The organism is Streptomyces sp. NPDC002076 (assembly GCF_053593835.1).
This window is the reverse complement of record NZ_JBSFDI010000029.1, coordinates 18,846-39,944: the sequence shown is the minus strand read 5'-3', so window position 1 is coordinate 39,944 and position 21,099 is coordinate 18,846. Positions and strand designations below refer to the sequence as shown.

At 69.1% G+C, this 21,099-nt stretch carries 23 protein-coding genes and 3 pseudogenes; 16 read left to right on the top strand and 10 right to left on the bottom strand.

Going from position 1 to position 21,099, the window contains the following annotated elements:
* Window positions 1-226 precede the first annotated feature (226 nt).
* Complete coding sequence (locus tag ACWCQS_RS40015) at window positions 227-472, bottom strand: hypothetical protein (RefSeq protein ID WP_451009055.1); 246 nt, start codon at window positions 470-472, stop codon at window positions 227-229.
* A 163-nt stretch (window positions 473-635) separates the two neighbouring features.
* Here ACWCQS_RS40015 and ACWCQS_RS40010 point away from each other — a divergent pair, with 163 nt between their 5' ends.
* The 10 genes from ACWCQS_RS40010 (at window position 636) to ACWCQS_RS39965 (ending at window position 7,297) form a co-directional block, all read left to right on the top strand.
* Window positions 636-941 (top strand): hypothetical protein, encoded by a 306-nt coding sequence (locus ACWCQS_RS40010; RefSeq protein WP_451009054.1) that lies wholly within the window; start codon window positions 636-638, stop codon window positions 939-941.
* Window positions 942-1,408: 467 nt separating this feature from the next.
* Window positions 1,409-1,735: a hypothetical protein gene (locus ACWCQS_RS40005; protein WP_451009053.1), complete on the top strand. Its 327-nt coding sequence runs from the start codon at window positions 1,409-1,411 to the stop codon at window positions 1,733-1,735.
* A gap of 856 nt (window positions 1,736-2,591) precedes the next feature.
* On the top strand, window positions 2,592-2,936 hold the full coding sequence (locus ACWCQS_RS40000; protein WP_451009052.1) for a MerR family transcriptional regulator: 345 nt from the start codon (window positions 2,592-2,594) through the stop codon (window positions 2,934-2,936).
* 207 nt (window positions 2,937-3,143) lie between these two features.
* On the top strand, window positions 3,144-3,269 hold the full coding sequence (locus ACWCQS_RS39995; protein WP_451009051.1) for a hypothetical protein: 126 nt from the start codon (window positions 3,144-3,146) through the stop codon (window positions 3,267-3,269).
* Between the two features lie 481 nt (window positions 3,270-3,750).
* Window positions 3,751-3,873: a hypothetical protein gene (locus tag ACWCQS_RS39990; RefSeq protein WP_451009050.1), complete on the top strand. Its 123-nt coding sequence runs from the start codon at window positions 3,751-3,753 to the stop codon at window positions 3,871-3,873.
* A gap of 587 nt (window positions 3,874-4,460) precedes the next feature.
* Window positions 4,461-4,739, top strand: coding sequence for a hypothetical protein (locus tag ACWCQS_RS39985; protein ID WP_451009049.1), 279 nt, complete (start codon window positions 4,461-4,463; stop codon window positions 4,737-4,739).
* A gap of 13 nt (window positions 4,740-4,752) precedes the next feature.
* Window positions 4,753-5,627, top strand: a protein-coding gene (locus ACWCQS_RS39980; RefSeq protein WP_451009048.1) for an IS5 family transposase whose coding sequence is annotated in 2 segments (ribosomal slippage) — window positions 4,753-5,542 and window positions 5,542-5,627 — 876 coding nt in all. Because the reading frame shifts where the segments join, the coding sequence is not laid out codon by codon here.
* 187 nt (window positions 5,628-5,814) lie between these two features.
* Complete coding sequence (locus ACWCQS_RS39975) at window positions 5,815-6,693, top strand: GNAT family N-acetyltransferase (protein WP_451009047.1); 879 nt, start codon at window positions 5,815-5,817, stop codon at window positions 6,691-6,693.
* A gap of 96 nt (window positions 6,694-6,789) precedes the next feature.
* Complete coding sequence (locus tag ACWCQS_RS39970) at window positions 6,790-7,242, top strand: pentapeptide repeat-containing protein (RefSeq protein ID WP_451009046.1); 453 nt, start codon at window positions 6,790-6,792, stop codon at window positions 7,240-7,242.
* On the top strand, window positions 7,229-7,297 hold the full coding sequence (locus tag ACWCQS_RS39965) for a pentapeptide repeat-containing protein (RefSeq protein ID WP_451009130.1): 69 nt from the start codon (window positions 7,229-7,231) through the stop codon (window positions 7,295-7,297). Before ACWCQS_RS39970 ends, ACWCQS_RS39965 begins: the two co-directional genes overlap by 14 nt.
* A gap of 327 nt (window positions 7,298-7,624) precedes the next feature.
* On the opposite strand, the gene ACWCQS_RS39960 is transcribed toward ACWCQS_RS39965, so the two are convergent.
* The gene (locus tag ACWCQS_RS39960; protein ID WP_451009045.1) at window positions 7,625-8,020 is read right to left on the bottom strand and encodes a hypothetical protein; all 396 of its coding nucleotides are present in this window, start codon (window positions 8,018-8,020) and stop codon (window positions 7,625-7,627) included.
* A gap of 193 nt (window positions 8,021-8,213) precedes the next feature.
* On the opposite strand from ACWCQS_RS39960, the pseudogene ACWCQS_RS39955 reads away from it, so the two are divergent.
* Window positions 8,214-8,447, top strand: a pseudogene (locus ACWCQS_RS39955) (IS256 family transposase); the annotation flags it as partial.
* Between the two features lie 46 nt (window positions 8,448-8,493).
* Here the strand turns inward: ACWCQS_RS39955 and pip are convergent.
* The gene (gene pip, locus ACWCQS_RS39950; protein WP_451009044.1) at window positions 8,494-9,453 is read right to left on the bottom strand and encodes a prolyl aminopeptidase; all 960 of its coding nucleotides are present in this window, start codon (window positions 9,451-9,453) and stop codon (window positions 8,494-8,496) included.
* Window positions 9,454-9,500: 47 nt separating this feature from the next.
* Here pip and ACWCQS_RS39945 point away from each other — a divergent pair, with 47 nt between their 5' ends.
* Window positions 9,501-9,977 (top strand): MarR family winged helix-turn-helix transcriptional regulator, encoded by a 477-nt coding sequence (locus tag ACWCQS_RS39945; protein WP_451009043.1) that lies wholly within the window; start codon window positions 9,501-9,503, stop codon window positions 9,975-9,977.
* 282 nt (window positions 9,978-10,259) lie between these two features.
* On the opposite strand, the gene ACWCQS_RS39940 is transcribed toward ACWCQS_RS39945, so the two are convergent.
* Window positions 10,260-11,411 (bottom strand): IS701 family transposase, encoded by a 1,152-nt coding sequence (locus ACWCQS_RS39940; protein WP_451009129.1) that lies wholly within the window; start codon window positions 11,409-11,411, stop codon window positions 10,260-10,262.
* On the opposite strand from ACWCQS_RS39940, the gene ACWCQS_RS39935 reads away from it, so the two are divergent.
* The gene (locus ACWCQS_RS39935; RefSeq protein ID WP_451009128.1) at window positions 11,307-11,597 is read left to right on the top strand and encodes an aromatic-ring hydroxylase C-terminal domain-containing protein; all 291 of its coding nucleotides are present in this window, start codon (window positions 11,307-11,309) and stop codon (window positions 11,595-11,597) included. The genes ACWCQS_RS39940 and ACWCQS_RS39935 overlap by 105 nt on opposite strands.
* Before the next feature lie 271 nt (window positions 11,598-11,868).
* On the opposite strand, the pseudogene ACWCQS_RS39930 reads toward ACWCQS_RS39935, so the two are convergent.
* Window positions 11,869-13,221: pseudogene (locus tag ACWCQS_RS39930) on the bottom strand (transposase); the annotation flags it as partial.
* A gap of 132 nt (window positions 13,222-13,353) precedes the next feature.
* A pseudogene (locus ACWCQS_RS39925) lies at window positions 13,354-13,695 on the bottom strand (AbiJ-related protein); the annotation flags it as partial.
* Between the two features lie 319 nt (window positions 13,696-14,014).
* On the opposite strand from ACWCQS_RS39925, the gene ACWCQS_RS39920 reads away from it, so the two are divergent.
* Together ACWCQS_RS39920 and ACWCQS_RS39915 are read left to right on the top strand one after the other, a co-directional pair.
* A complete protein-coding gene (locus tag ACWCQS_RS39920; protein WP_451009042.1) occupies window positions 14,015-14,371 on the top strand; it encodes a PRC-barrel domain-containing protein in 357 nt (118 codons plus the stop codon).
* Window positions 14,372-14,396: 25 nt separating this feature from the next.
* The gene (locus ACWCQS_RS39915; RefSeq protein WP_351218053.1) at window positions 14,397-14,564 is read left to right on the top strand and encodes a hypothetical protein; all 168 of its coding nucleotides are present in this window, start codon (window positions 14,397-14,399) and stop codon (window positions 14,562-14,564) included.
* A gap of 769 nt (window positions 14,565-15,333) precedes the next feature.
* Here the strand turns inward: ACWCQS_RS39915 and ACWCQS_RS39910 are convergent.
* Together ACWCQS_RS39910 and ACWCQS_RS39905 are read right to left on the bottom strand one after the other, a co-directional pair.
* Entirely contained in the window at window positions 15,334-16,395 is a 1,062-nt protein-coding gene (locus tag ACWCQS_RS39910) for a 1-acyl-sn-glycerol-3-phosphate acyltransferase (RefSeq protein WP_451009041.1), read from the bottom strand.
* Window positions 16,392-17,267 (bottom strand): patatin-like phospholipase family protein, encoded by an 876-nt coding sequence (locus tag ACWCQS_RS39905; RefSeq protein ID WP_451009040.1) that lies wholly within the window; start codon window positions 17,265-17,267, stop codon window positions 16,392-16,394. Before ACWCQS_RS39905 ends, ACWCQS_RS39910 begins: the two co-directional genes overlap by 4 nt.
* 865 nt (window positions 17,268-18,132) lie before the next feature.
* Here ACWCQS_RS39905 and ACWCQS_RS39900 point away from each other — a divergent pair.
* The gene (locus ACWCQS_RS39900; protein WP_451009039.1) at window positions 18,133-18,657 is read left to right on the top strand and encodes a hypothetical protein; all 525 of its coding nucleotides are present in this window, start codon (window positions 18,133-18,135) and stop codon (window positions 18,655-18,657) included.
* On the opposite strand, the gene ACWCQS_RS39895 is transcribed toward ACWCQS_RS39900, so the two are convergent.
* Together ACWCQS_RS39895 and ACWCQS_RS39890 are read right to left on the bottom strand one after the other, a co-directional pair.
* Window positions 18,606-19,784, bottom strand: coding sequence for an ISAs1 family transposase (locus ACWCQS_RS39895; RefSeq protein ID WP_451009038.1), 1,179 nt, complete (start codon window positions 19,782-19,784; stop codon window positions 18,606-18,608). The two genes, ACWCQS_RS39900 and ACWCQS_RS39895, sit on opposite strands and share 52 nt — an antisense overlap.
* A gap of 721 nt (window positions 19,785-20,505) precedes the next feature.
* Entirely contained in the window at window positions 20,506-21,096 is a 591-nt protein-coding gene (locus ACWCQS_RS39890) for a TetR/AcrR family transcriptional regulator (protein WP_123971155.1), read from the bottom strand.
* Window positions 21,097-21,099: the final 3 nt, after the last annotated feature.

Genomic DNA, 21,099 nt, shown 5'->3' with positions numbered 1-21,099 from the left:
TTGTCCACCGGACCATCATGACAGCGAGGGGCGCACGGCAGTCGGATCTCTGCGGCTGACCTGCGCCGCCGATGACCGGCTGCCGCTCAGCGGGTCGGCTGGAGCCTTCGGAGTGTGGGGGTCTGCCTTGGCATGCGTCCGGTGGTGGCGCCGTGACCGGCCCCTATTCCCCGCAGCTTCCCCTCGGATCGGGCGCGGCTGGGGCGCCGCCGGTCCTGCGGCACCTTCACCTGTGGCGACCGGCACCCCTCCGAGTGTCGGCAGTGCTTCCCGGTGCCGGTCGATCGGTTTCGCCCCGGGCAACGCAGGCCATGACGTAGATGGTCCTGATGGCGTGTCCCGTCATGGCGATACCGAAGACCAGGAACGACCGACCGCGCGATGCGCCGAGGTAGGTGAACACGCTGGCGGCTGCCACACCAAGCAGAAGGTTCGCGATCAGCAAGGGCCAGCCGGAGTCGGTCTTCGCCATGTTGAACCGCTCCCACGCGGAGCGGGGCGTCGATATCGGATAGGGGCTGATCCGCTGCTCGAAGGTGCCCCTGTCGGACCGCGTTGGCATGCCGCCCATCCAACAGGCTGGATGATCCCTTTACAAGATTTTCCAGCCGACCGCTCACCGGCCCATCGAGGGCATGCGCGCCGAGCTCGAGCGCCTCGTCGGGCGCGCCATCTTGTTCGGCTCCTGTCCGCCCGATCACGCCGCGCAGCTTCAGGTGTCCTTGGCTGGCGAGGCGGTGTTCGGCTGGCTCACCGGCGCATGGCGCGCCGGGACCGACCTTGCCGACGACCGGGAGACGGATGCCCTGGCCCGCCTGTATGCCCTGGCCGCCACGCTCACTCGCCCTGCCGAGGGAACCGAGGACGGCACGGTGCCCGGCGGCGACCGCGCCGGCGCCCGTCGGGGAGGGGATAGTACGGACGCTGGTGGGCTCGGATAAGCAAGTGCGGGCGCTGGGATGCCTGTTGGAGTACGCCGCCCACCGGGCCCGCGTCATTGGCGAGATGCCGAGGAGGTCCTGGACGTGGTCGCCGGCGTCCTGGACGCGCGCCGGCGAGGAGGCGGTGGCCACCGCCGTCGGGGTGCGTCTGCCGGCCCTGCACCGGTATGCTCCCGCCTTCACCGCGGTCCACCACACCGCGTTGTACGGGATCGTGCCCGGCCGGGTATCGCCGGCTGCCACCTGGCGTCACTGGGGGGTGTACGACCGCCTGCTGCTCGCCGCCCTGGGCCGCGCCGAGCTCCTCGCGGCGCTGCGCGCCGGCGTGCCCGGCGTCGACGGGCACCTCGCGTACGCCCTCCTGGACGACCCCGCCCTCCTGGGCGAACCGGCCGCTTGGTGGACGGAGTTGGCGGCCGGCCCGACGGTGTTGCCGCGGTCGCTCGGCTGCTCGGGGGCAGGCTGGGGTGGACCTGTGGCGGGCCGCGCTCACAGCCCCCGGTCTGCCGCCGGGCGCGCTGGCTGGCGTGGGCGCCTTCGCGGACGCAGCCGCCGAGGAGGCGCTGTGGCTCCAGTTGATGCGGGAGAGCGCCGAACACTCCCCGGCCCTGACCGACGCCGACCTGGTCGCCGAGCGCGCCGGGACGTGGCGGGACGCGGCCGTACGTCAGCACACTCGCACCCTGCTGGAGGCAGCCCGCCGCATGGGTGGCGCGGCCGGCGATGCGGTGACGGCTGGCGCCGGGGTTGTTCTGGGGGGTTCTTGCCGTCGAACCCGCCGGCGCCCCCGTTGAGGTCGGGGGCACGCTCCCGCAAAGGTGCAGGACTGAGGTCGCTGACGGCGACGTTCAGCGCATCGGCGGTGGCCACGAGTTCGAGGGTGTATCGGTCGCCGCCGCGGCGCAGGGCGTTGGTGGTGAGCTCGGAGGCCACGAGGGCAAGGGTCTGGGCCGTCCCCGCGGCCGGAGCCGGTTCGAGACCCTCGGCGAAGGCGCTGGCGACGTCACGAGCATGAGCGATTCCGGCGGGGCCGTCACCCTCACCAACCACAGGCGCCCTGGTGGCGTGCGTGCGCGCCGTCTGCGTGTCGGTCACGCGCTGCTACCGCGTCCTGGATCGGTTGTGTCGCCGGGTACAGCGTGTGCCCGCCGAGCAGGGATTCACCCCGGTACATCACTCTTTCAGGTGTATCTACGGCAGAATTGCATGCATTTACTCTGAGTAAAATCTATTGCGGTCACGGTAGACATTGCCCCGTCGCAGGGTTACCGTTTCTGTTGTACTCAAGAGGTCGATGAGGCACGGCAGACATGAACTGCCGTGCAGGCAGGTCAAGCAGGACGCGACCCGAAGGGGTCGCGAGCAGTACCCGCGTTATCCAGCAGTACAACCGAGTAACCGAAGGTAAGGAGCAGGACGCCATCAGGATCGCCCGGGCGAGGAAGCAGTCCGCCCGGGTACCGCAAGGCCCCGGATTGGAAGGTGGTCCCCGGTCACGCATACGCGATCCCCGCAGCGCTGCCCTCCCAGGCGGAAGCTGCGGACAAAGAGGGCCGGCACGGTGTGCCGGTAGATGGTGTTGAAAGCTCGGGGCCCGGGTGCCGGTACGGCACCCGGGCCCCCCGACGCGTCCCCTGGAAGAAGAGGTCTATGCCCCCTGCCAGTCCCCGTCCCGTCGACAATCTCGACGACGACGACTATCCCGCCTACACCATGGGCCGGGCCGCCGAGATGCTCGGCACCACCCCCGCCTTCCTGCGCGCCCTCGGCGAACACCGCTTGATCACCCCCCTGCGCTCCGAAGGCGGCCACCGCCGCTACTCCCGCTATCAGCTGCGCATCGCCGCCCGTGCCCGCGAACTCGTCGACCAGGGCACCCCCATCGAGTCCGCCTGCCGCATCGTCATCCTCGAAGACCAACTGGAAGAAGCCAAGCGCATCAACGAGCAACTGCGCGCCCAGGGCAGCGAGTCACAGGCGAAGACCTCAGCCTGAATCAGGCCGCCTGCTCAAGTCGCTGCCGGACATCGGCAAGGTCCGCGCCGGCCAGCTGCTCAGCCCGAGGCTGGACCGTCACACCTCCCTGAGACGGTCCGGCCCGAAGCCAGCCTCGCCCGGCGCCTTCCAGCGACGCCCAAGCAGCGAGCACCAAGAAGCCCGCCACCAAGCGCCACGGCCGGGGCGTGACCGTAGGCTGCGGCCATGACCGAGATCAAGACCCCTGCTGGCGTGCGTCGGTACACCGGACCCGTCTATTTCATGATGCACGGCGTGCGCAGTGAAGAACGAGCCCGCGAACTCGCCGCCGCACTCCACGCTGCACCCTGACAGTCACGCAGCGACCCAAGACCGGCCTCTCCGGAAGAACTCGGTCGGGCCGTGCGCACGATCTTCGAGTGCGGCTATCTCGCCAGCCCCGACCTGCGCGCCGGGAGGCCCACGGCGGGCTCCAGGTCGTGGAGAACTGCAGCAGTGCGAACACCGTCCTGCACTCTGGCAAGGACGGCGCCCTCACGAAGCCCTCGCAGATCCTTCAACTCCCGCAGGGCCGACGGCCATCCCACCCTCGCCCGAGCGAGTTTCCTGGGACGCCTCGCACCCGCCTTCACGTCGGGCCGCCCGCCCCCCCCATGTCGCTACTCATCGCACGATCGTCCCCAGCCGCGTGCCTCGCCATGCCGTGAACAGCCATAACTCGCCCACGGCTTGACGATTCGTCGCAACTTGGGGTCGCGCTCTGGTAAGGGCCCGCCCAGCGTGGACACAGCCAGCCGGCTGCCCACACAATCGCTCCTGCCCTGGAGACCTCATGTCCCGTGACCGTCTGACCCGCCGTGAGCGACGCGCCCTGGCCGGCGCCGCCCTGCGAGGTGCCGCCTCCGGCATCCTCCGAGCCGTCACCACCTGGCTCCTGGACCACCTCACCTCGTGACACTCGGGGTCGGAACCGGGCTGGCACGGCACAGCCCGATACGACTATGCGAGGCTCACCTTGCTAGCGACACCGCGGGTCGAACACCCGCTACTTCGTCGTCGCTCCCGGACAGAACACCGTTTTGGGAACAAGGCGGCACCACCGACCTGACCACACCGCAGACCGCTGGGCTGCCGTGAACGGGAGATGACTTATCCCTGCGCCCGCAAAGGCGACTGAGCCGGTGCGAACAAGCACGGGCAGCAGACCACTACGTCTCAGTGATTTGATGGATCAGCGGCCTCCTGCAGGGTATTCGGCCCGAGGCGCCCGGTCCCTGTTCGGAACTCGGCCACGTGTAGCTGATCGTCCTGCCTTTCCGTTTCGCCAGGTCGGCGATGCCCATCCGGTTGCCGTCTTGGGCCGTCCAAGCGGCCGGAGCGTCACAGTCTTCGGCAGATTGGTCCAGAACTCCGTCACCGAGTTCCAGCCGTTGCGAGGTGTCGTTTCACGCCCAGCCCAACGCGGCGCGCCGTGTGTCGGGGCGCCGCACGCTGGGTGATCACCCGGTGAGCGAACGGACGGCCGAGCCACGCCGGAAGACTGTGTCCCGCCCCATAGCTCCCGCTGCCCGGCAGCCGGCCGTCATCACACGAGCGGACTGGTGGAAGCGCATCCAGGAGGCCGCAGGCACTCTGGCCGCCTTGGGCACCCTCGGCGTCCTCGTCTTCACCTGGCTGTCGGTCCAGCAGGTTGACGACGAACACGCTCTCACCCGGGAGAAACAGGTCACCGACCGCTACAACGCCGCCGTCACCAACATCGGTGGGGACTCCTTGGAGGTGCGACTGGGCCGTGTGTCGAAAGTGGATCTTGAGGCATGAATGATCTTGGTTCGTGGCGCGGGGAGATCTCACGGACGATCAGTGGGCGGCGCTGGAGCCGTTGTTGCCAAAGGGCGTGAAGGCAGGTCGGCCGCCTGTCTGGTCTCGGCAGCGGCTCATCGACGGCGTACGATTCCGGGTCCGGACCGGTGTTCCGTGGCGGGACGTACCCGTCGAGTACGGGCCGTGGGGCCGGATCTACGACCTGTTCCGTCGGTGGCAACGGGATGGCACCTGGCACCGGGTCCTCACCCAGCTCCAGTCCCTGGCCGACGCGAAGGGCGCGATCACATGGGATCTGAGCGTCGACTCCACGGTATGCCGTGCCCATCAGCATGCGGCCGGGGCCCGGAAGCGGGGTGACCTGCAGAAGGAGTCACCGGGTGGTGTCTTCACCGAGCCTGGTGATCACGGGCTAGGGCGTTCGCCCGGTGGGTTCACCACCAAGCTGCACCTGGCCGTCGAGCAGGGGCAGAAGCCCATGTCGATCGTGGTGACGGCCGGGCAGCGTGGAGACTCGCTGCAGTTCGAACCGGTGCTGGAGAAGGTTCGCGTGCCCCGCATCGGGCCGGGCCGGCCACGCGTCCGCCCCGATCGCGTGTGGGCCGACAAGGCGTACGTCTCCCGCACGAACCGCGCCTACCTGCGCCGACGCGGGATTCGCTGCACCATCCCGGACAAGGCCGACCAGGCCCGCAACCGCAAGCGACTCGGCGCTCGCGGCGGCCGGCCGCCCAAGTTCGACGCCGAGGACTACACGGCTCGGCACGCGGTCGAATGTGGCATCAATCGTCTCAAAGGGATCGCGCCGTGGCCACGAGATACGACAAGCTCGCGGTCCGCTATGAGGCGACCGTCCTCGTCGCGGCCATCAATGAGTGGCTGTGACCACACACGCGCACCGCCTTTTCGATAACCCGTTGCCCAGGAGCCAATCGGCCAGCTAGGTTCACCCAGCCGCGTGCATTGGTGCAGGTCGGCGCTGTCGACGAGGAGGTGTGGAGCACATGCGCAGGAGTGCCCAGGAGTTGAGCTCGCGTACTGACCTTTGCCACCTCCTCACGACGGAGACACCTTGTCCCTTCGCATCACCCCACTGACCGACCCCGCTCACGGGCCGCACGGCCGACGTCTTGCCTGGTTGGCGTCGGACGCGGATTCCATCCCTGCCGGGACGGCCTTTCTGCGCCTGTTCGATGGCGGACAAGAGCACCTGGCCGAGCTCGACCTCCGTGTTCATCCCGCAGAGCGCCGCAAGGGCGTCGGCTCCCGGCTCCTCAACACCGCCGTGGCCACCGCCCGGCACAACGCCCGGCGCTGCGTTGTCGCGCAGGCAGAAGCCGGATCGCCGGGCGACCACTTCCTGGCGGCGCGCGGTTTCCGGAAGGTCCTCACCTTGAGGTTCACCCGCTTGCCACTGGCTGACGTGGATACCGCCGTCCTTGCCGAGATCATCGAGCGTCCGCATCCCGGCTACCGGCTGATGTCATGGCAGGGAACCGTTCCCGACGACCTCGCCCAGACGTTCGCCGCCTCACGCCGCGCCATGGACGACATGCCCATGGACGACACCGACTACGGCACCGTGACCTGGGACGTGGACCGCGTGCGGGCCGCGGCGAAGGCTGTCGAACAGCGCGGCGACCACCTGCACACCGTCGTCGCCATCGACGCCTCCAACGGCTCGATCGCCGGGTTCACCGAACTCGTCATCCCCGGCAACGGCGCAGGTGACGGCCAGCACTACGGCACCGGTGTGCTGCCCGAGCACCGTGGACACGGCCTCGGCCGATGGATGAAGGCCGAGTCGATCCGACAAGCCCATAGGGACTATCCGGACCTCGGTGGCCTCCTGACCGACACTGCCGACAGCAACACGCACATGAGACAGATCAACGACGGTCTCGGCTACACACCCACGCACACGACACACCAGCATCAGCTCGACCTTTAGCAGAGAGCGGACGGGCCGGAACGGGGCATCACCCCGCCCGATCCGTCCGCGCTTTCGGTACACGCGCTTGGCGGCATCTACGCTCTGCAGCGCATCATGGAGGACTCCCACCGCGACCAGCCCTCCATCGTCAACGTCCTGTCCACCTACATCCGTGATTACGCCAAGAAGCCGAAACAAGTCATAGACACCTCTAACAGGAAGCCGGTCAGTGATGTCCAGGCCGCCCTCACCGCACTCGGCAACAGGGACCCGGCCCACGACGGCACCGCTCGCGTGGACCTGTCCGGCGCGTATCTGTCCGGTGCGTACCTGCGCGGCGCCTACCTGTGCGGCGCGTACCTGACCGGTGCGGACCTGTCGGGCGCGACCCTATTCGAAGCGCACCTGCGCGGCGCGTATCTGTCCAGCGCGGACCTGCAAGGGGCGGACCTGCAAGGGGCGGACCTGCAAGGGGCGGACCTGCGCAGCGCGGACCTGCAAGAGGCGGACCTGCAAGGGGCGGACCTGCGCAGCGCGGACATGCGCGTCGTTCCTGCGCGGCGTTGATCTGTCCGGCGCGATCCTGTCCGGCGCGGACCTGCGCGGCGCCACGGGGCCGTGATTCGCGCCGGACAAGGCTTGGTGGGTGCGTCATCCAGGGAACGAACGAGCCAGGAAGCTTTTCGACCGTAACGCTTCCTGGCTCCTGCCTAACATGACTGACAGGCGAACCACTGCTCCGACCTGTGCGATTCGCTCGTACCCCTATATAACCGACTTCGCCGGGATCGGTTCGGTCGCCGTCCTCCTGCTTCGATGACCAGACCTGGCTCCCGCCGGGCAGTGCTACTGCGGGCAGCGTCTTCCTGATGCGCGGGCTGCCCTCCGACCGGGTGTGGTGCCGGGCGGCGCGGTGATGCCGCGTCAAGCAGCGTGCCACAGCTGAACCTCAGCGTCCGGCGAGGGTGTCGAACCAGGTGCGGATGAGGGGGTAGGAGGCCAGCGCCGAGCCGTTGTGGTCGGCGGCGCCCGCGTCCACCACCGGCGCGTCGACCCCGGCACCTGCCAACTGCGCCTTGCAGCTGCGGGTGTTAGTGGGTGCCACGTCCCGGTCGCCGTCCGCGTCGTAGAGCTGGACCGGCACCTGCGGAGCCCACTGGCAGACGCTGTCCGCCACCCGGAACATCTGCGCGAACTTGCCGGTCGGGTGTTGGAGTTGCTGCAGGAAGGCGGGGGTAAAGAGCTGCTGCAGGCTGTCCGGGAGGGCGGCGGCCACCTGCATGTCGGTGTGCTCCCCGTCGAACAGGAACGTCTTGGTCGACTTCCTCCTACCAGGAGATCCCACTCTTCAACACCATAACCACCACCGCAGACCCGCCCTTGACTCAACGCTCGCGGCGTTAACTTCGTGGCATTGCTTCAACCGCATGATCGGGCAGCTCTATCACTGCCTCCAGCACCACAAGCTGTTCAACGAGAACACAGCGTTCTCCACCGAACTCGCCGCCGCAGCTTGACGCGTTGGCATCGTGAGGTGTCTGCGGACCACGAACCCCATCGAGTCGACGTTCTCAACGGTCAAGCTGCGGACCAAGGTCACCCGCGGTGCGGGCAGCCCAGCCGCCGCCCCGGCGATGGTGTTCAAGCTGGTCGAGTCCGCCCAGGACCGCTGGCGGGCGATCACCGGAGCCCACCTGGTTCCTCTCGTCCGTGCTGGAGCCCGGTTCGAAAACGGCCACCTCGTCGAACGACCAGAGACCATGGTGGCGTGAACTCTGGGCTGAGCCGATGAGCTCAGTCACGGACGGCCATCTCTTCCTAGACCGGCCGGAACCGGTCCGTGGCCGCGACGATGGCGTCGATCGTGGCGTCCCCCGACAGCCCGTGCCCCTCGTCGCCGATCAGCACAAGCTCCGCGTCCGGCCACACCTGGGCCAGGTGCCATGCGATGTCCGGGGGGCCGCTGATATCCATCCGCCCGTGAACCATCACGCCGGGGATGCCGGTGAGCTTGCCGGCATCGCGCAGCAACGCCCCGTCCTCCAGAAAACCGGCGTGCCGCCAGTAGTGCGTGACGAGGCGGGCGAAGCGCATCCGGAAGTGCGGGTCCTCGTAACGGGGATCGGGCCGGTGTCCCCGGTGGGTGGACACGTGCACGTCCTCCCACCGGCACCATTCCCGAGCCGCGCGCTCCCGTACGGCGGGATCGGGATCGGCGAGCATCCGGGCGTATGCCTCCACCAGGCTGCCGTCTCGCTCCGGTTCCGGTACGGCATCGCGGAACCTCTCCCATTCCTCGGGGAAGATCCGCCCCATGTCCCGGGTAACCCACTCCACCTCACGGCGGGTGGTGTTGGTGATGCTGAACAGCACCAGCTCCGATACGCGTCCGGGGTGTTGCTCGGCGTAGGCCAGCGCCAGGGTCACGCCCCAGGAGCCGCCAATGACCAGCCAGGCGTCGATGCCGAGGCGCCGGCGCAGAAGTTCGATGTCGGCTATCAGGTGCGGGGTGGTATTGGCGGCGAGCGAGGTCTGCGGATCGGCCGCGTCCGGGGTGCTGCGACCGCACCCGCGCTGGTCGAACAGCACGATGCGGTACGCCGACGCGTCGAACAACTGGCGCCAGAACGGCCCCGCGCCGGACCCCGGCCCGCCGTGCAGGACGAGGGCGGGCTTGCCCCCCGGATTTCCGCAGGTCTCCCAGTACACGCGGTTGCCGTCGCCGACGTCCAGCATGCCGTGCTCGTATGGCTCGACGGAAGGATAGAGCCCGGTCATGTGAGACGCTCTCCCTGAGATGTGACAGTGCTGTTAGATTAGCAGGGGTGAGGAATCATCCGAATCCGGCCGCAGTCGGCACGCTGCTCCGCCACGTGCTGGAACTGCTCGACGCGGACGTGGCCAAGGTCTACCAGGAGCAGGGCCTGTTCGAGTACCGACCCCGCTTCTCCCCGGTCGTACGCGCGCTGCTGGCCGAAGGCCCGCTGTCGGTCCGCGACCTAGCAGCGGCAGTCGGCGTCACGCACTCGGCCGCAAGTCAGACGGCGGCCCAGATGGCCCGCGCGGACCTGGTCACCCATGCCTCCGACCCGCAAGACGCCCGCCGCCGTCTGATCGAGCTCACCCCCAAGGCCCACGCCCTGCTGCCGCAGATCCAGGCGGAGTGGGACGCGACGGTGGCTGCGATGGCGGAACTGGACGCGGAACTTTCCATGCCGCTGGCGGACCTGCTGACCGAAGTGGCGCAGGCGGTACGCCGCCGCCCGTTCCGGGAACGGATCGCGGCGGCCTATCAGCGCTAGGCGTCCGCCAGAGCCCTCCCACCTGCGAGCCATACGCGCGGCAACAGCCGTGCCGATGGCTCGGACGCTACTGACTCCCTCGTGGTCCCCGCCGAACAGCAGCACGCCAAAACATCCGAGTCAACCCATCCACAAGTCTTGACTATTACTCGCCGGCAGTTGCTGCAGGCCAAACGTGGCGAGGCGCCGGCCACCGCTGAACGATCGGCCTAGTAGTGCTTCGTTAGGTTCTGCTTGCGGTGAGGGGTCGGCCGCAGGTGGTGCAGGTGCCGGTCCAGCACCTCAACAGGTCTTGGAAGACGTCGAGGACCTGGTAGAGAGTGAGGCCGGCGTGTGTGCTTTTGGGTCGAGCCGCCGAAGGGTGAGGAAGGCCTGGGCGGCGGTGACGAGGGTGACGTGGTGGTGCCAGCCGCGCCAGGTGCGGCCCTCGAAGTGGTCCAGGCCCAGACCGTGTTTGAGTTCGCGGTAGTCGTGCTCGATCCGCCAGCGCATCTTCGCCCACCGCACCAGGTCGGCGATCGGCGTGGTGGCGGCCAGGTTCGATATCCAGTATCCGGTCGGAGCGTCCTGCCCGGCGGGCCATTCCACCAGCACTGTGTAAGCGGGCAGGACACCGTCCCACCGGTAGTGCCCACCGCTTGCCTCCTGGGCGGCGGCCAGGGCCTGCTTGCCGGCCGGACGCACGGTGAGCACGGCGAACCGTGAGGTCATCCGCCCTTTGCTGCCCTGCCGCCAGGTCACGTCGACGAGCATGTCCGCAGTGATCTGGGCTGCGTGCTGAGACAGGGCTCGTGGCGGGGTTCGATAACGCGGCAGGGTCGGCGGTCCCAGGCCGCCGTAGTCGGGCTGGTGCGGCTCGGCCTGATCGGGGTGAGCGACTTCCTTCCCGGTCAGTGCCAGGACATACGCCAGGCCCCGTTCCTCCAGTGCGAGACGGAACGGGGTACTGACGCCGTAGCCGGCATCCGCGACGACGACCGGGACCGTCAACCCCCACTCGGCGAGCACGTCGAGCAGGCCAAGTGCCAGACGCCACTTCTCCCGATGGCCCGTGCCCTGCGGGATTCCGGCTTTGCGGCAGCGGTCCGGCTCGTCCGTCCACTCCCGGGGCAGATACAACTGCCAGCCCAGCGGACACGATGCCGTGTCCGTGGCGCCATGAACGCTGACCGCGACCTGGCAGTTCGCCCGCTTGCCCAAGGCCCCGCAGTACTGGCGGGCGACCCCGACCGAGGCGGTCCCGCACTTGGGGAACGACACGTCGTCGATCACCCACACCTCAGGGCTGATCGCCTCGCACAGCCGTTGTGCGATCCGCCGCCGCACTGGCTGCCAATCCCACGGCGACTGGTTCACGAACTGCTGCAACGCCTGCATGTTCCCGTCGGGCACACTCCCGACGACCCGGAGCTCCGAGCCCTCGCTGCGGGGTATGCCGGCCGCGTCGACACCCTGACGGCCAGCTGCCCGTACCGCCCGGACCTGGCGGCGGTCCTCGTCCGTCCGGACGGCTTCACGGCCTGGGCAGCCGACGCGGGGGCGCAGGCGCCGACGTCGACGGCCGGGCTGGCGGAAGCGCTGGAGGAGTGGTTCGGAGTGCCAGAGGGTGCGGTGCGGTGACGCCGGGCTGATCCGCCGCTCTGCTGACTGGCTCGAACCACGAGCCACTCCACCCACGGCCGCCGCAGCCACCCGGTGTGGCGGCCGCCCGCACCCCAGTCCCGGCCCAGCAGCAGCCCGGAGCTCTCACCAGCCGCCTACCGGCCCCGCCGCCATGCATAGCCGCCACGCCCTCCGCCCGTATTACGGCTCCCGGCACCCTACGAGCCGGTGACCAGTGCAAACGTCACCGCCGGGACAGCCCCGGCGGTGACGGTCACCCGCACCGGGGTCACCCCTCTTCGGTCGAGTCCGGGTCGCGCAGCGGGCGCAGGCCGCCCGGCAGTTCGGGGAGCTGGAACGAGTACCGGCCGAGCATGTTGACGTGGTGCCGTACGAACGGGGAGAGGCGGGCCACGTCCTCGTCGCGGACGTCGAAGCCCTCCGCGCGCAGCTGGTTCACCGCGGCGTCCATATACCGCGTGTTGAACAGCACGAGCGCGTTGAGGACCAGGCCCAGGGCGCCGATCTGGTCTTCCATGCCGTCCTGGTAGCGCTGGTAGAGCTGTCCGTGCCTGCCGTGGAAGATCTTCCGGGCGAGGGAGTGGCGGCCCTCCTGGAGGTTGGCCTGGCTCTTGATCTGCCGCCGGTAGCCGGGCTCGTCGGCCAACCGCAGGATGTGCAGGGTCTTGGCGATCCGCCCGTAGTGCGCGATCGCGTCGCCGAGCGGAGTGGGTCGGCCGTCGCGGGACAGCATCCGGATCACGTCGTACGCGCGCACGGCACCGGTGTGGATCGAGCCGATGATCCGAAGGATGTCCTCCCAGTGGCGTTCGATCCTGGCGAGGTCGACCCGGCCGCGGGCAGCGTCCTGGAAGGCGCCATAGTCGGCGGCGCGGTCGATGCGCCACATCTTCTGATCCGGCAGGTCAGCGAGCTGCGGCGCATACGTGAACCCCGCCAAAGTGAGCAGCCCGAAGACAATGTCGCTGTAGCTCGCGGTGTCCGTGACGATCATCTCTGGGCGCTTGCCGCCGTCGCGGTCGTAGAGGACGTCCAGCACGTACAGCGAGTCGCGCGGAGTGCCGGCCACCACCTTCCCGCCCAGCCCCGCTGCCTGGTCGTTGATCATGTTCAGCCAGGTCGCCCCGCCCCGGCGACCGAAGTACTTCGGGTTCGGCCGCGCGTACACCGACGGAACGGGCACGACGAACCGCATGCCGTCCGCCGAGGCGACCAGGCCGCCGCCCCACGCCTGCGCGAGCGGAATCGACGCCTGGCAGTCGATCAGCGTGGCGTTCGCCGCTTGATACGTCGCCAGCCGCAGGTACGTCTGGTCGACATGGGACAGCCGCCCGTACTTCAGCGCGTCTGCGGTTCCGATAACCGGGGTGTAGCCGACGTTGCAGCTGTGCGCGACCAGGAGCGCGGCGATCGTCACGTGCAGGTCCTTCAGCCGGGCCTCGCCGCCGGTGACCGAGGTGAACGCTTGGTCGGCGCCGGTCCACGAGAACACCTCCAGCAGCACCTCCGGCAGGTCGACCCGGGGCAGCATCGCCTCCACCGCCTCCCGCAGCTGGCGCAGGGAGCCAGGTTCCGGCTCCGGCTCCAGGGCGGCGAAGTGCAGGCGGCCGCCGTCGTTGAACCCGTGGGTGTCCTGCCACCAGCTGTGCAGGTCACGCCAACGCAGACCTTCGACAGGGATGTCCCGGTCATAGACAAGGGTGTCGCCCGGTCGCCCGTCGACGATCTCGATGTCGTTGTCCACCGAGGATCGAAAGCGAATGTCCGGTTTGCTCAGGGATGCAAAAATGATGTTCTTCGGCTTCCGGTTGCTGTGCAGCCGGGTCGATACCAGGGTGAACAGCGGATAGCCGCCATCGCTGCCGGTTTGCCGCAACTCGATCCCATGGGCGCGGAGGTGATCGTTGATCGTGGTGGCTGTCTTCTCTTGCAGGTGCTCGTCCAAGAGAACCTCCGCCGAGACCAGCCCTTCCAGGAAGCGGGCGAACCTGGCGTCCCCTGACTCGAACGCACCGAGGCTCTCGAAAAGCCGCTCGGTCGACCAGTCCTCCGGGTTGCGGAAGACGTGCCTCTCGATGAGGTCCTTCAGCGTCACCGGCCGCGTCCCGTTCAGCAGCAGCGCGCTGTCGGCGATTCCTGAAAACTGACCCCCGAGCAGTCCTTGGGTTCAGAGGGTCAGGATTCGAGCGACGCCGAGAACGGGCAGGGCTCCAGCGCGTCGATTCGTCTGCCGCCTACGCGAAGAGCACCCGGACGTGCCGCCCCGATCTCTTCGCCCGGGCATCGCGCAGCTTTCCATCTCCCCGACGGTGCTGGAGCTTCTGGCCGGCCTGTCACCGATGGTTCGGGTCGAGCGATGCTGCGAGAGCTATCCCCACCCGATCAGGGGGTACTCGTGAAGCCGGAGGTTCATCGTGTTCGAGGCAGGCGACATCCGTGAGTGGCGTGGTCATGACGTGCTCGATCCAGGGGGCCGCAAGATCGGTGTCCTGGAGGCGGTATACGTGGACACGGCGACGGACAAGCCGATCTGTGCCACGGTCATGACAGGTCTGCCCACTCGCCGGCGCCTGGTGTTCGTGCCGCTCGTGGACGCGACCGTCGGTCCTGGGTACGTGAAGGTCGCCTACGACAAGACCCTGGTCAAGAAGGCCCCCGCGATAGACCCCGACGGCGAGCTTCCCGCCTCGGACGAGCCGGCCGTCTTCGCGCACTATGCCCTCGACTACGCCCCGGGTGCGGGCGGCGAACGCCGCCTGGCCCGCCGCTGAACCACCGAGGCCACCGGGAGAGTCGATGATTGTGTTTCTGCTCCTGATCCTCGTAGCCCTCATCCTGGGCATCGTCGGATTCGCCACGCATGGCCTGTTCTATCTGCTGATCATTGGCGCCGTTGTGCTGCTCGCGGACCTCGTCTTCGCTGCGATCCGCTTTCGGCATCGCGGGCACCGGATCGCACGCTGAATGTGACGGGTCGCAGTGAGTTGACGGATAGAGGCGGGCACGGATACGCCGTAGTCCCTGACTGATCGTTTCGGTCGAGGCCAGCACCTGCCGCGGACGACTGGCGCACTCGGCAGGACGCAGGCAGCGGATCCAGCAGCCCATCCGCCCGGCGCCCGTATCGCTGCCGCGCGGCACTCCGGACCGCACGATCACCATCAGTGCTGCCGTCAGCCGTCACCTCGGCGCGGGCTGTGTCGGGCGCTGAGTGCGGTCACCACGTCGAGCGTGACCAGGCGGGTGTCCTGTACCTCCGCGCTGATCAGCATTCGCAGCCGTGCACAACTCCGGCGCTGGTGGTTCACTCCTGGCTCTGATCCCACAACGCCCATCAGCAGGTGATCATGCCAGCCGTACACGACGGCGATCCGTGGAGCGGCGGGAGGACGGACGCCCCTTGATCGCCTAGATCCCCTCCGGCCACAAGGCCTTCGGCGGCGCACTTCGCGTACGCATCGACAGCAGTGCCAACCGCAGCCCCACGCTGAACGCGAAAGCGGAAATCCCTGGGCAGCTCTACGACTGGGGTAAAACTCCAAGACACCGGGAACCGGCATCACGGCCCCGCCTGCAGCTCTGCGCCGAGGCCTCCTTGGAGGGGCTCCGCCGGCGCCTGCTGCTCCTGGGACGACTGCTCACGGCCGTCGGGTGATCGACTGCTGAGTCAGGGACCGCGTGCGGATTCCGGTTGCCCTTGTCGGCCGTCCCACCGTGTTTGATGCCGTCGACCTCATGCGTGCGTGGCCTGCGATGTCGCATGGTCGGCGATCCAGCGGTCGACGCGGGCCCATTGGGCGAGCAGCCACCGGCTGCGAGCATCGTCGCCCGGAGGGACGCGGCGTGCGGGTATGCGCCACCAGTGCGCCCGTACGCCCTCCCGAAGCGGCAGCCGGCTCCAGAGGGTGCGCGCGGAGTGGACGACGTCGAGGCCCGTGTGGGCGACGAAGACCACGTCGGCCGCGGGCGCGGCGGCGAGCGCGGCGAGGGCACCGGCGTCCTGCGGCGGCAGGACATGGTGCATCCGTTCCGCGCGGGAGGCGCGGCGAGGCAATCCACGGCGGCGTAGGGAGGCGATCGCGTGTCGGCGGCGGCGGGGTGTGAAGTTGCCGCCCTCCGGAAAAATCACGAGGGCATCGCCCGGGCCCAGCCGGGCCGCCAGGTTCCCGATCGCGTCCTCTGCCTGGCCCTTGCAATGCGGAAGGAAGCAGTGGGGGACCCGCCCGATGAGGACGTCGAGAGCGGGGTCGGCGCGTAGTGTCCCCTTCAGGACGGGGTGGGGGCGCAGTCCGGCCTGGCTGAGGAGTATCTGGAGCAGCAGGAAGGAGTCGCCGACCCCGGCGTGCCGTGCGAAGACCAGGACCGGCGCCGTTGCGTGTCCCCTCTGGCCTGGGAGCGGTGGAGTCACCTCCACCTGGAGCCTGAAGACCCGCTCGGCCGCACGGCGTAGCAGCCAGAGCAGCCTCTCCAGCACGGCGAACACATCCGCGGCGCGCCGCTCCTTGCCCGCCCGTCCCTCGGGCAGTCGTCGCACCCACATACCGGCGGCGGCCACGAGCCCGGCCAAGTCCACCAGGAGGTACAGAAGGACGTAGCCGGTGATCCGTACCGGCCTCCACGGGCCGCGCGTGGCCAGTGACACCGGCGCACTGAGCACGCCCGCGGCGACGAGCAGCGCGGCAACCGTGGGGACGAGGGAGAGCAGCAGCGCGGTGCTGGTCGTACGGCGCAGCCCGGTGACCACCTTGCTGGTCAGCCGCGCCGGGCGTCTTCGGGCCACACCCGCATCGGTCATGGCGTGCCGCCGGGTGTGCTGAGTGCGGTCTCGAGATACCGGGAGGAGGCAGCGTAGGCGCGCTCGATGCGCTCGGCGGTCCGGCCGAAGCTGCGGTATCGCAACTGCCGCAGAGTGGCTGTGCCCTCCTCGCGGCCCGAGCCCGAGGGCAGGACGCGGACCGTGACGCCGGGTGGCAGGTCCGCCATGTCGCGGGCGAACCGGTGCCGACGAGCGATCTCGAACGCCACCAGGGCCACCTGCCAGGGAGCGCGCGGTGGGGAGAGGGCTTGCTCGACGCGGCCGACCTGCAGGACGTAGACCTCGGTCGCGCCCAGGGCCACTGCGCGGTCGACGGGGATGCTGTTGACCAGGCCGCCGTCGACGAAGTGCTCACCATCGAGCCGCACGGGCGGCAGCAGCCCGGGCACTGCGCACGAGGCGAGCACGGCGTCCACCAGCGGTCCGGCGGCGAACCAGTGCTCGGCGGCCCGTTCGATGTTCGCCGCGACGCACTGGAACGGCAGAGTCAGATCCTCGATATCAGTCACCGGAATGTGGGAGGAGAGCAGTTCGCGCAGCGGCGTGGGGTGATACAGGTGAGTGCCGCTGCGTACGACGGTGCCCAGCCGCCCGAGCACCGATCCGGAGAACACGCCGGCACGTCCAAGGCCGGTCCACAGGTCGGCGAGCCGGGCCACCGACGCCCGTGACGGGTCGGCCGCGACGGCGGCGCCGTTGATCGCGCCCACGGAGGTGCCGACGACGAGGTCCGGGTGCACGGCGGCGGCGAAGAGAGCCTTGAGCATGCCCACCTCGTACGCGCCGAGCGCACCGCCGCCGCCCAACACGAAGGCACGGGTCGGGGGACGGGTGGGACGGCTGTCCTCCATGGCCGAAGAGTGCCCCGACACAGCGTCGGCAACCACCGAGGGACCCCTCGCCGCAGCGGGCGGAATGTGCCGGGGACAGCTCCTCCGCTGTGTGAACCCCCCGCCCGCGACGACGCAGGCGGCTGCCGTCGGCTCCGGGGACGGTGGAGTGCAGGGTGACCTGCGACTTCGTAGCCCGGATTCCGACCAGCTGGCGTGGGCGGACCTTCCGGGCGCAGGCGATGGTGGCCATGCGTTTCCGGTTGGATTCTCGCTGGGCGCGCGGCGGCCGGCGGGGGCGCCCTTGACGGCTTCCCGGCGGGTCGCTTCGCGCAGGGCCTCGGGCCTCATGACGATGCCCTTGCTGTCGGCCTGGATCACCAGCGGCATGTCGCGGGTGCGGGGGACGGCGATCCTGGCCTGGTAGAACGCGTCGATGCCACCTGCCGCGGACACCAGGAGTCGGGGGTTGTCGTCTGCCCGGCACATGGCCGCAGCGGCGGCGGATCGCTTCGAGGGCCTGGTCGTAGGAGCTGCGGACGGCCTCGGTGACCGCCGGGCGCCGTAGGCCCAGCGAGTCACGCCCGGCCGGCAGTGACAGAGGCACGTCCGCGGGATGTACTTTGCGGACTCCCAGTCCCGGTGAGCGATGCGGCGCACCCTCATGTGTCCGAACAGCCAGGCCAGCCATCGTTCACGACCTGGCTCGCGCTCCGGACGCTCCCTTCCTGCCGGCCTCACCTGGCGTGGAGCGGCACGTCACGGGCTCGCTGTGCGTCCCTTCGCCCGCGATCCCCGACGGTGGCAGGCGGAACAGGCGCGTGCGCTGCGGACCGGCCACGTCTGCCGCGACACCGCATGCACCGGCACATGCGAGCCCGCGCTCGTGTACGAGCGCACCGGATGGGGCTGGCTGGCCTGGACCGTACCCGGGGACGGCACTGTGCCCGAACGCCCTCAGCAGATCGGGGTGCTCACCCCGGGCGCGACGAGAACACAGCGGCTGGCCGTGCGCTGGCTGGCCAGGCGCCCCGCCCTCCGCATTGCCCTGACCCGTACGAGCCCCGTGTCCGTGCGGTCCTCCGCGGCCGCCGTGGGGGTCATCAGCCTCTTCGCGGCCCTGTTCGCCCTGAACCGCGGCGTCCTCGCCGACATCGTGCTGCCGGCGATGCTGCTCGCACCCCTGCTTGCCGATCACCTGCCCGACCGGATCGACGAACGGGCCGGCGAACACGTCCGACGCGTCGAAGACGCCGCTGCCTGCCAGTACCTGCAGCGCCTGGCCGCTGTGCACACCTACCTCGTCCAGGCTTTGTTCACGAGAACCGACAGCACCTGTACACCAGGGGCGATGCGTTCTCAAGCTGTGAGTCCGAGCGTGGCGGTTGCGTGCTGGGGGCGTGACCGGTAGTGATCGACTGCGGCGGCGATGTTGGTCCAGCCTGCTTGGCGCATGAGTCCGATAGTCAGGTTCCGCAGCGTGGCCATGGCGCGGGGTGCGGTGCCGGTGCGCACTCGCGAGGCGTCCTCGCTATAGGTGACGTCTCTGACGTGGTGCAGGGCCTCAACCGACCAGTGGTTCTGCACGAGTTGGGCGAGTCGCGCCGGGCGGGCATGCTCGGGCGACAGGCTGGTGACCGCGTAGACGGTCTTCGTCTGGACCTTGCCGGTCCTGCGGTGGGTGCGGCGGCGCTTGATCTCCATGGCCTGGACGGCGTGCGGGAAGAGCAGGCCGGGCTGGACGGTGCAGACCTTCAGGCGGCGGACCTCGCGGCGGCCGTGCCCGGCCCCGGTGGTGCGGGCCTGCAGCGGGATCTCCCGCCAGGGCAGGCGCCGCAACTGCTTGCGCAGCTTCTTCTGGTTTCCCTTGACGACCAGGAGGTAGTGGCCGCTGGCGGTGATGACGTGCTCGGCGTGGGTGCGCTGGGTGTGCATCGCATCGGCGGTGACGACGACGCCGCGCAGGTCGAGCCGGTCCAGCAGCGGGGCGAAGGCGGGGATCTCGTTGCTCTTCGCGGCGACTTGACGCTGGGCGATCACGGTCTGGCAGCCGTGCAGCGCGGCGGCGAGCAGGTGGACGGCCATGCCGTCGGTGCGGGATCCACGCACAGTCTTGCCGTCGACGGCCAGGCCGATCAGTGTCTCGCCGGGTTCGTCCACCGGGTCGGCGGCGTACCGGGCGAGCCAGGCGCCCACGGCGTCGTCCAAGGCGTCGCCGTCCAGACGAGCGAGGAGTCGTCCCAGTGTGGAGGCATTCGGTGTGCTGGAGGCGAGCCCGAGCTGTTCGCGCAGGCTGGAGTCGGTATCGGCGGCGAAGCGGGCGATGGTGGCCAGGGACCTGGCTCCGCCGAGCACGGCGACCAGGCACAGCGCGAGCAGGGAGCCCAGGTGGTAGCGACGGCCGCGGACCCGGCGGGGATCGGGTATCCGGCTCAACGTCTCCGCCAGGGAGGTGAACTGTTGCGGTTCCGGATCCGGGCAGGCGGAGTCGATGCCCTGGCAGTGGCGCTGCAGGACACCGATCAGGGAGGATGGCACGCGAACGCGACCCCTGTTCTGATCAAAGGCTTCGAGAACCTTGATCATCAGGGGTCGCGTCTCTCATTGTGAACCGCGCCGTGCCGCGCCGTGCAAGACCTCCGCGATCTCGCCACGGCCTGTGGTGGCACACCCGGGCCCGCGGCGCACTCCGCGTGCCTGCGCCGGGATTCGCCACCGCACTGAGACTTGACCCGGACACAGCGACGCCACTGGCCACCGTGGGGCTCCTGCGTGGCCGATCGGCACGGCCTACCAGTCGAGTCGGTCGAGTGCCTCGAACAGTCCCGGCTGGTTGCCCATGGCGTAGACGACCACACGATCAACAGGATCCGTGCTCTTATGTCAAATCTCTGCGTACATGGGTTCGAGACGCGACACCGCAGGTGGGCGACAGCCTCATCCCACCATGCGAGAACGCACGAGCCATGGGCGTGGCCCCCGACACGGACTTTTCTAGCGGGCTCACGGTTGTCCGGTATCGGCGCGTGGGCACCAGACGACAATCGCCGGACAACGGGCAACGCGGTGGCACGACGGAGCCCTGCGCGTCGGCGCAGGTCACCGCCGTGCAGGGCTCCGTGATGCGTATTTCCGTCACTCCCAGAGGGACGACTCCTCCAACCCGCCAAAGTTGACGCCGGTTACATCAGCCATCTGTCTTGCCCCTCCGAACATTGAGAAGCGCCTATGACTCTCAGACAGAAATTTGATATGCCAGCTATCCGACCGGTCTCAGCGCCCGCGCGAGCGCGTCGACGGTCACCCCGACGATCGCCCGGAGTTGCTCCGGGCTCGACCCGGCCCTACCCATCACCGCGAGAGACTGGTTCACGGCCGCTACGTGTACGGCGAAGTCCTCGGCGTTCTCGTCGGACATTCCGCCGGCCTTCAGCGCGGTGCGCAGGCGCGGGCGCTGGAGGCCGAACAACTCTTTGACATGCTCTGCGACGCTCGGGCTCAGCGCCGGACTCGCCATGACCGACTGGGCCATCAGGCATCCGTCGGGCACGGCGGGGTCGGCGATGCGCCCCAGGGTGACGTCGAAGAACGCACGGACGGCGGCGACGGGGTCCTCGGCCGCGCACGAGAGGGCGGCGTCGAACTTGTCGCCGTAGCGCGTGGCGTAGCGATCCAGGCAGCGAAGGAAGAGCGCGTCCTTGTCGCCGAGCGAGGAGTAGATCGAGCTGCGGTTCAGGCCGGTCGCCCGGGACAGGTCGTCGAGCGAGGTGTCGGCGTAGCCGGAGCGCCAGAACTGGATCATCGCGGCGTCGAGCACCGTGTCCATGTCGAACTGCTTCTTGCCTGCCATGCG

Bases quoted from the DNA above. Each gene is read 5' to 3' on its own strand.
- ACWCQS_RS40015 (WP_451009055.1), bottom strand. From the start codon at position 472: ATGGCGAAGACCGACTCCGGCTGGCCCTTGCTGATCGCGAACCTTCTG.
- ACWCQS_RS39995 (WP_451009051.1), top strand. From the start codon at position 3,144: ATGACCGAGATCAAGACCCCTGCTGGCGTGCGTCGGTACACCGGACCC.
- ACWCQS_RS39910 (WP_451009041.1), bottom strand. From the start codon at position 16,395: ATGACCGATGCGGGTGTGGCCCGAAGACGCCCGGCGCGGCTGACCAGC.
- ACWCQS_RS40000 (WP_451009052.1), top strand. From the start codon at position 2,592: ATGCCCCCTGCCAGTCCCCGTCCCGTCGACAATCTCGACGACGACGAC.
- ACWCQS_RS39905 (WP_451009040.1), bottom strand. From the start codon at position 17,267: ATGGAGGACAGCCGTCCCACCCGTCCCCCGACCCGTGCCTTCGTGTTG.
- ACWCQS_RS39990 (WP_451009050.1), top strand. From the start codon at position 3,751: ATGTCCCGTGACCGTCTGACCCGCCGTGAGCGACGCGCCCTGGCCGGC.
- ACWCQS_RS39970 (WP_451009046.1), top strand. From the start codon at position 6,790: ATGGAGGACTCCCACCGCGACCAGCCCTCCATCGTCAACGTCCTGTCC.
- ACWCQS_RS39890 (WP_123971155.1), bottom strand. From the start codon at position 21,096: ATGGCAGGCAAGAAGCAGTTCGACATGGACACGGTGCTCGACGCCGCG.
- pip (WP_451009044.1), bottom strand. From the start codon at position 9,453: ATGACCGGGCTCTATCCTTCCGTCGAGCCATACGAGCACGGCATGCTG.
- ACWCQS_RS40010 (WP_451009054.1), top strand. From the start codon at position 636: ATGCGCGCCGAGCTCGAGCGCCTCGTCGGGCGCGCCATCTTGTTCGGC.
- ACWCQS_RS39915 (WP_351218053.1), top strand. From the start codon at position 14,397: ATGATTGTGTTTCTGCTCCTGATCCTCGTAGCCCTCATCCTGGGCATC.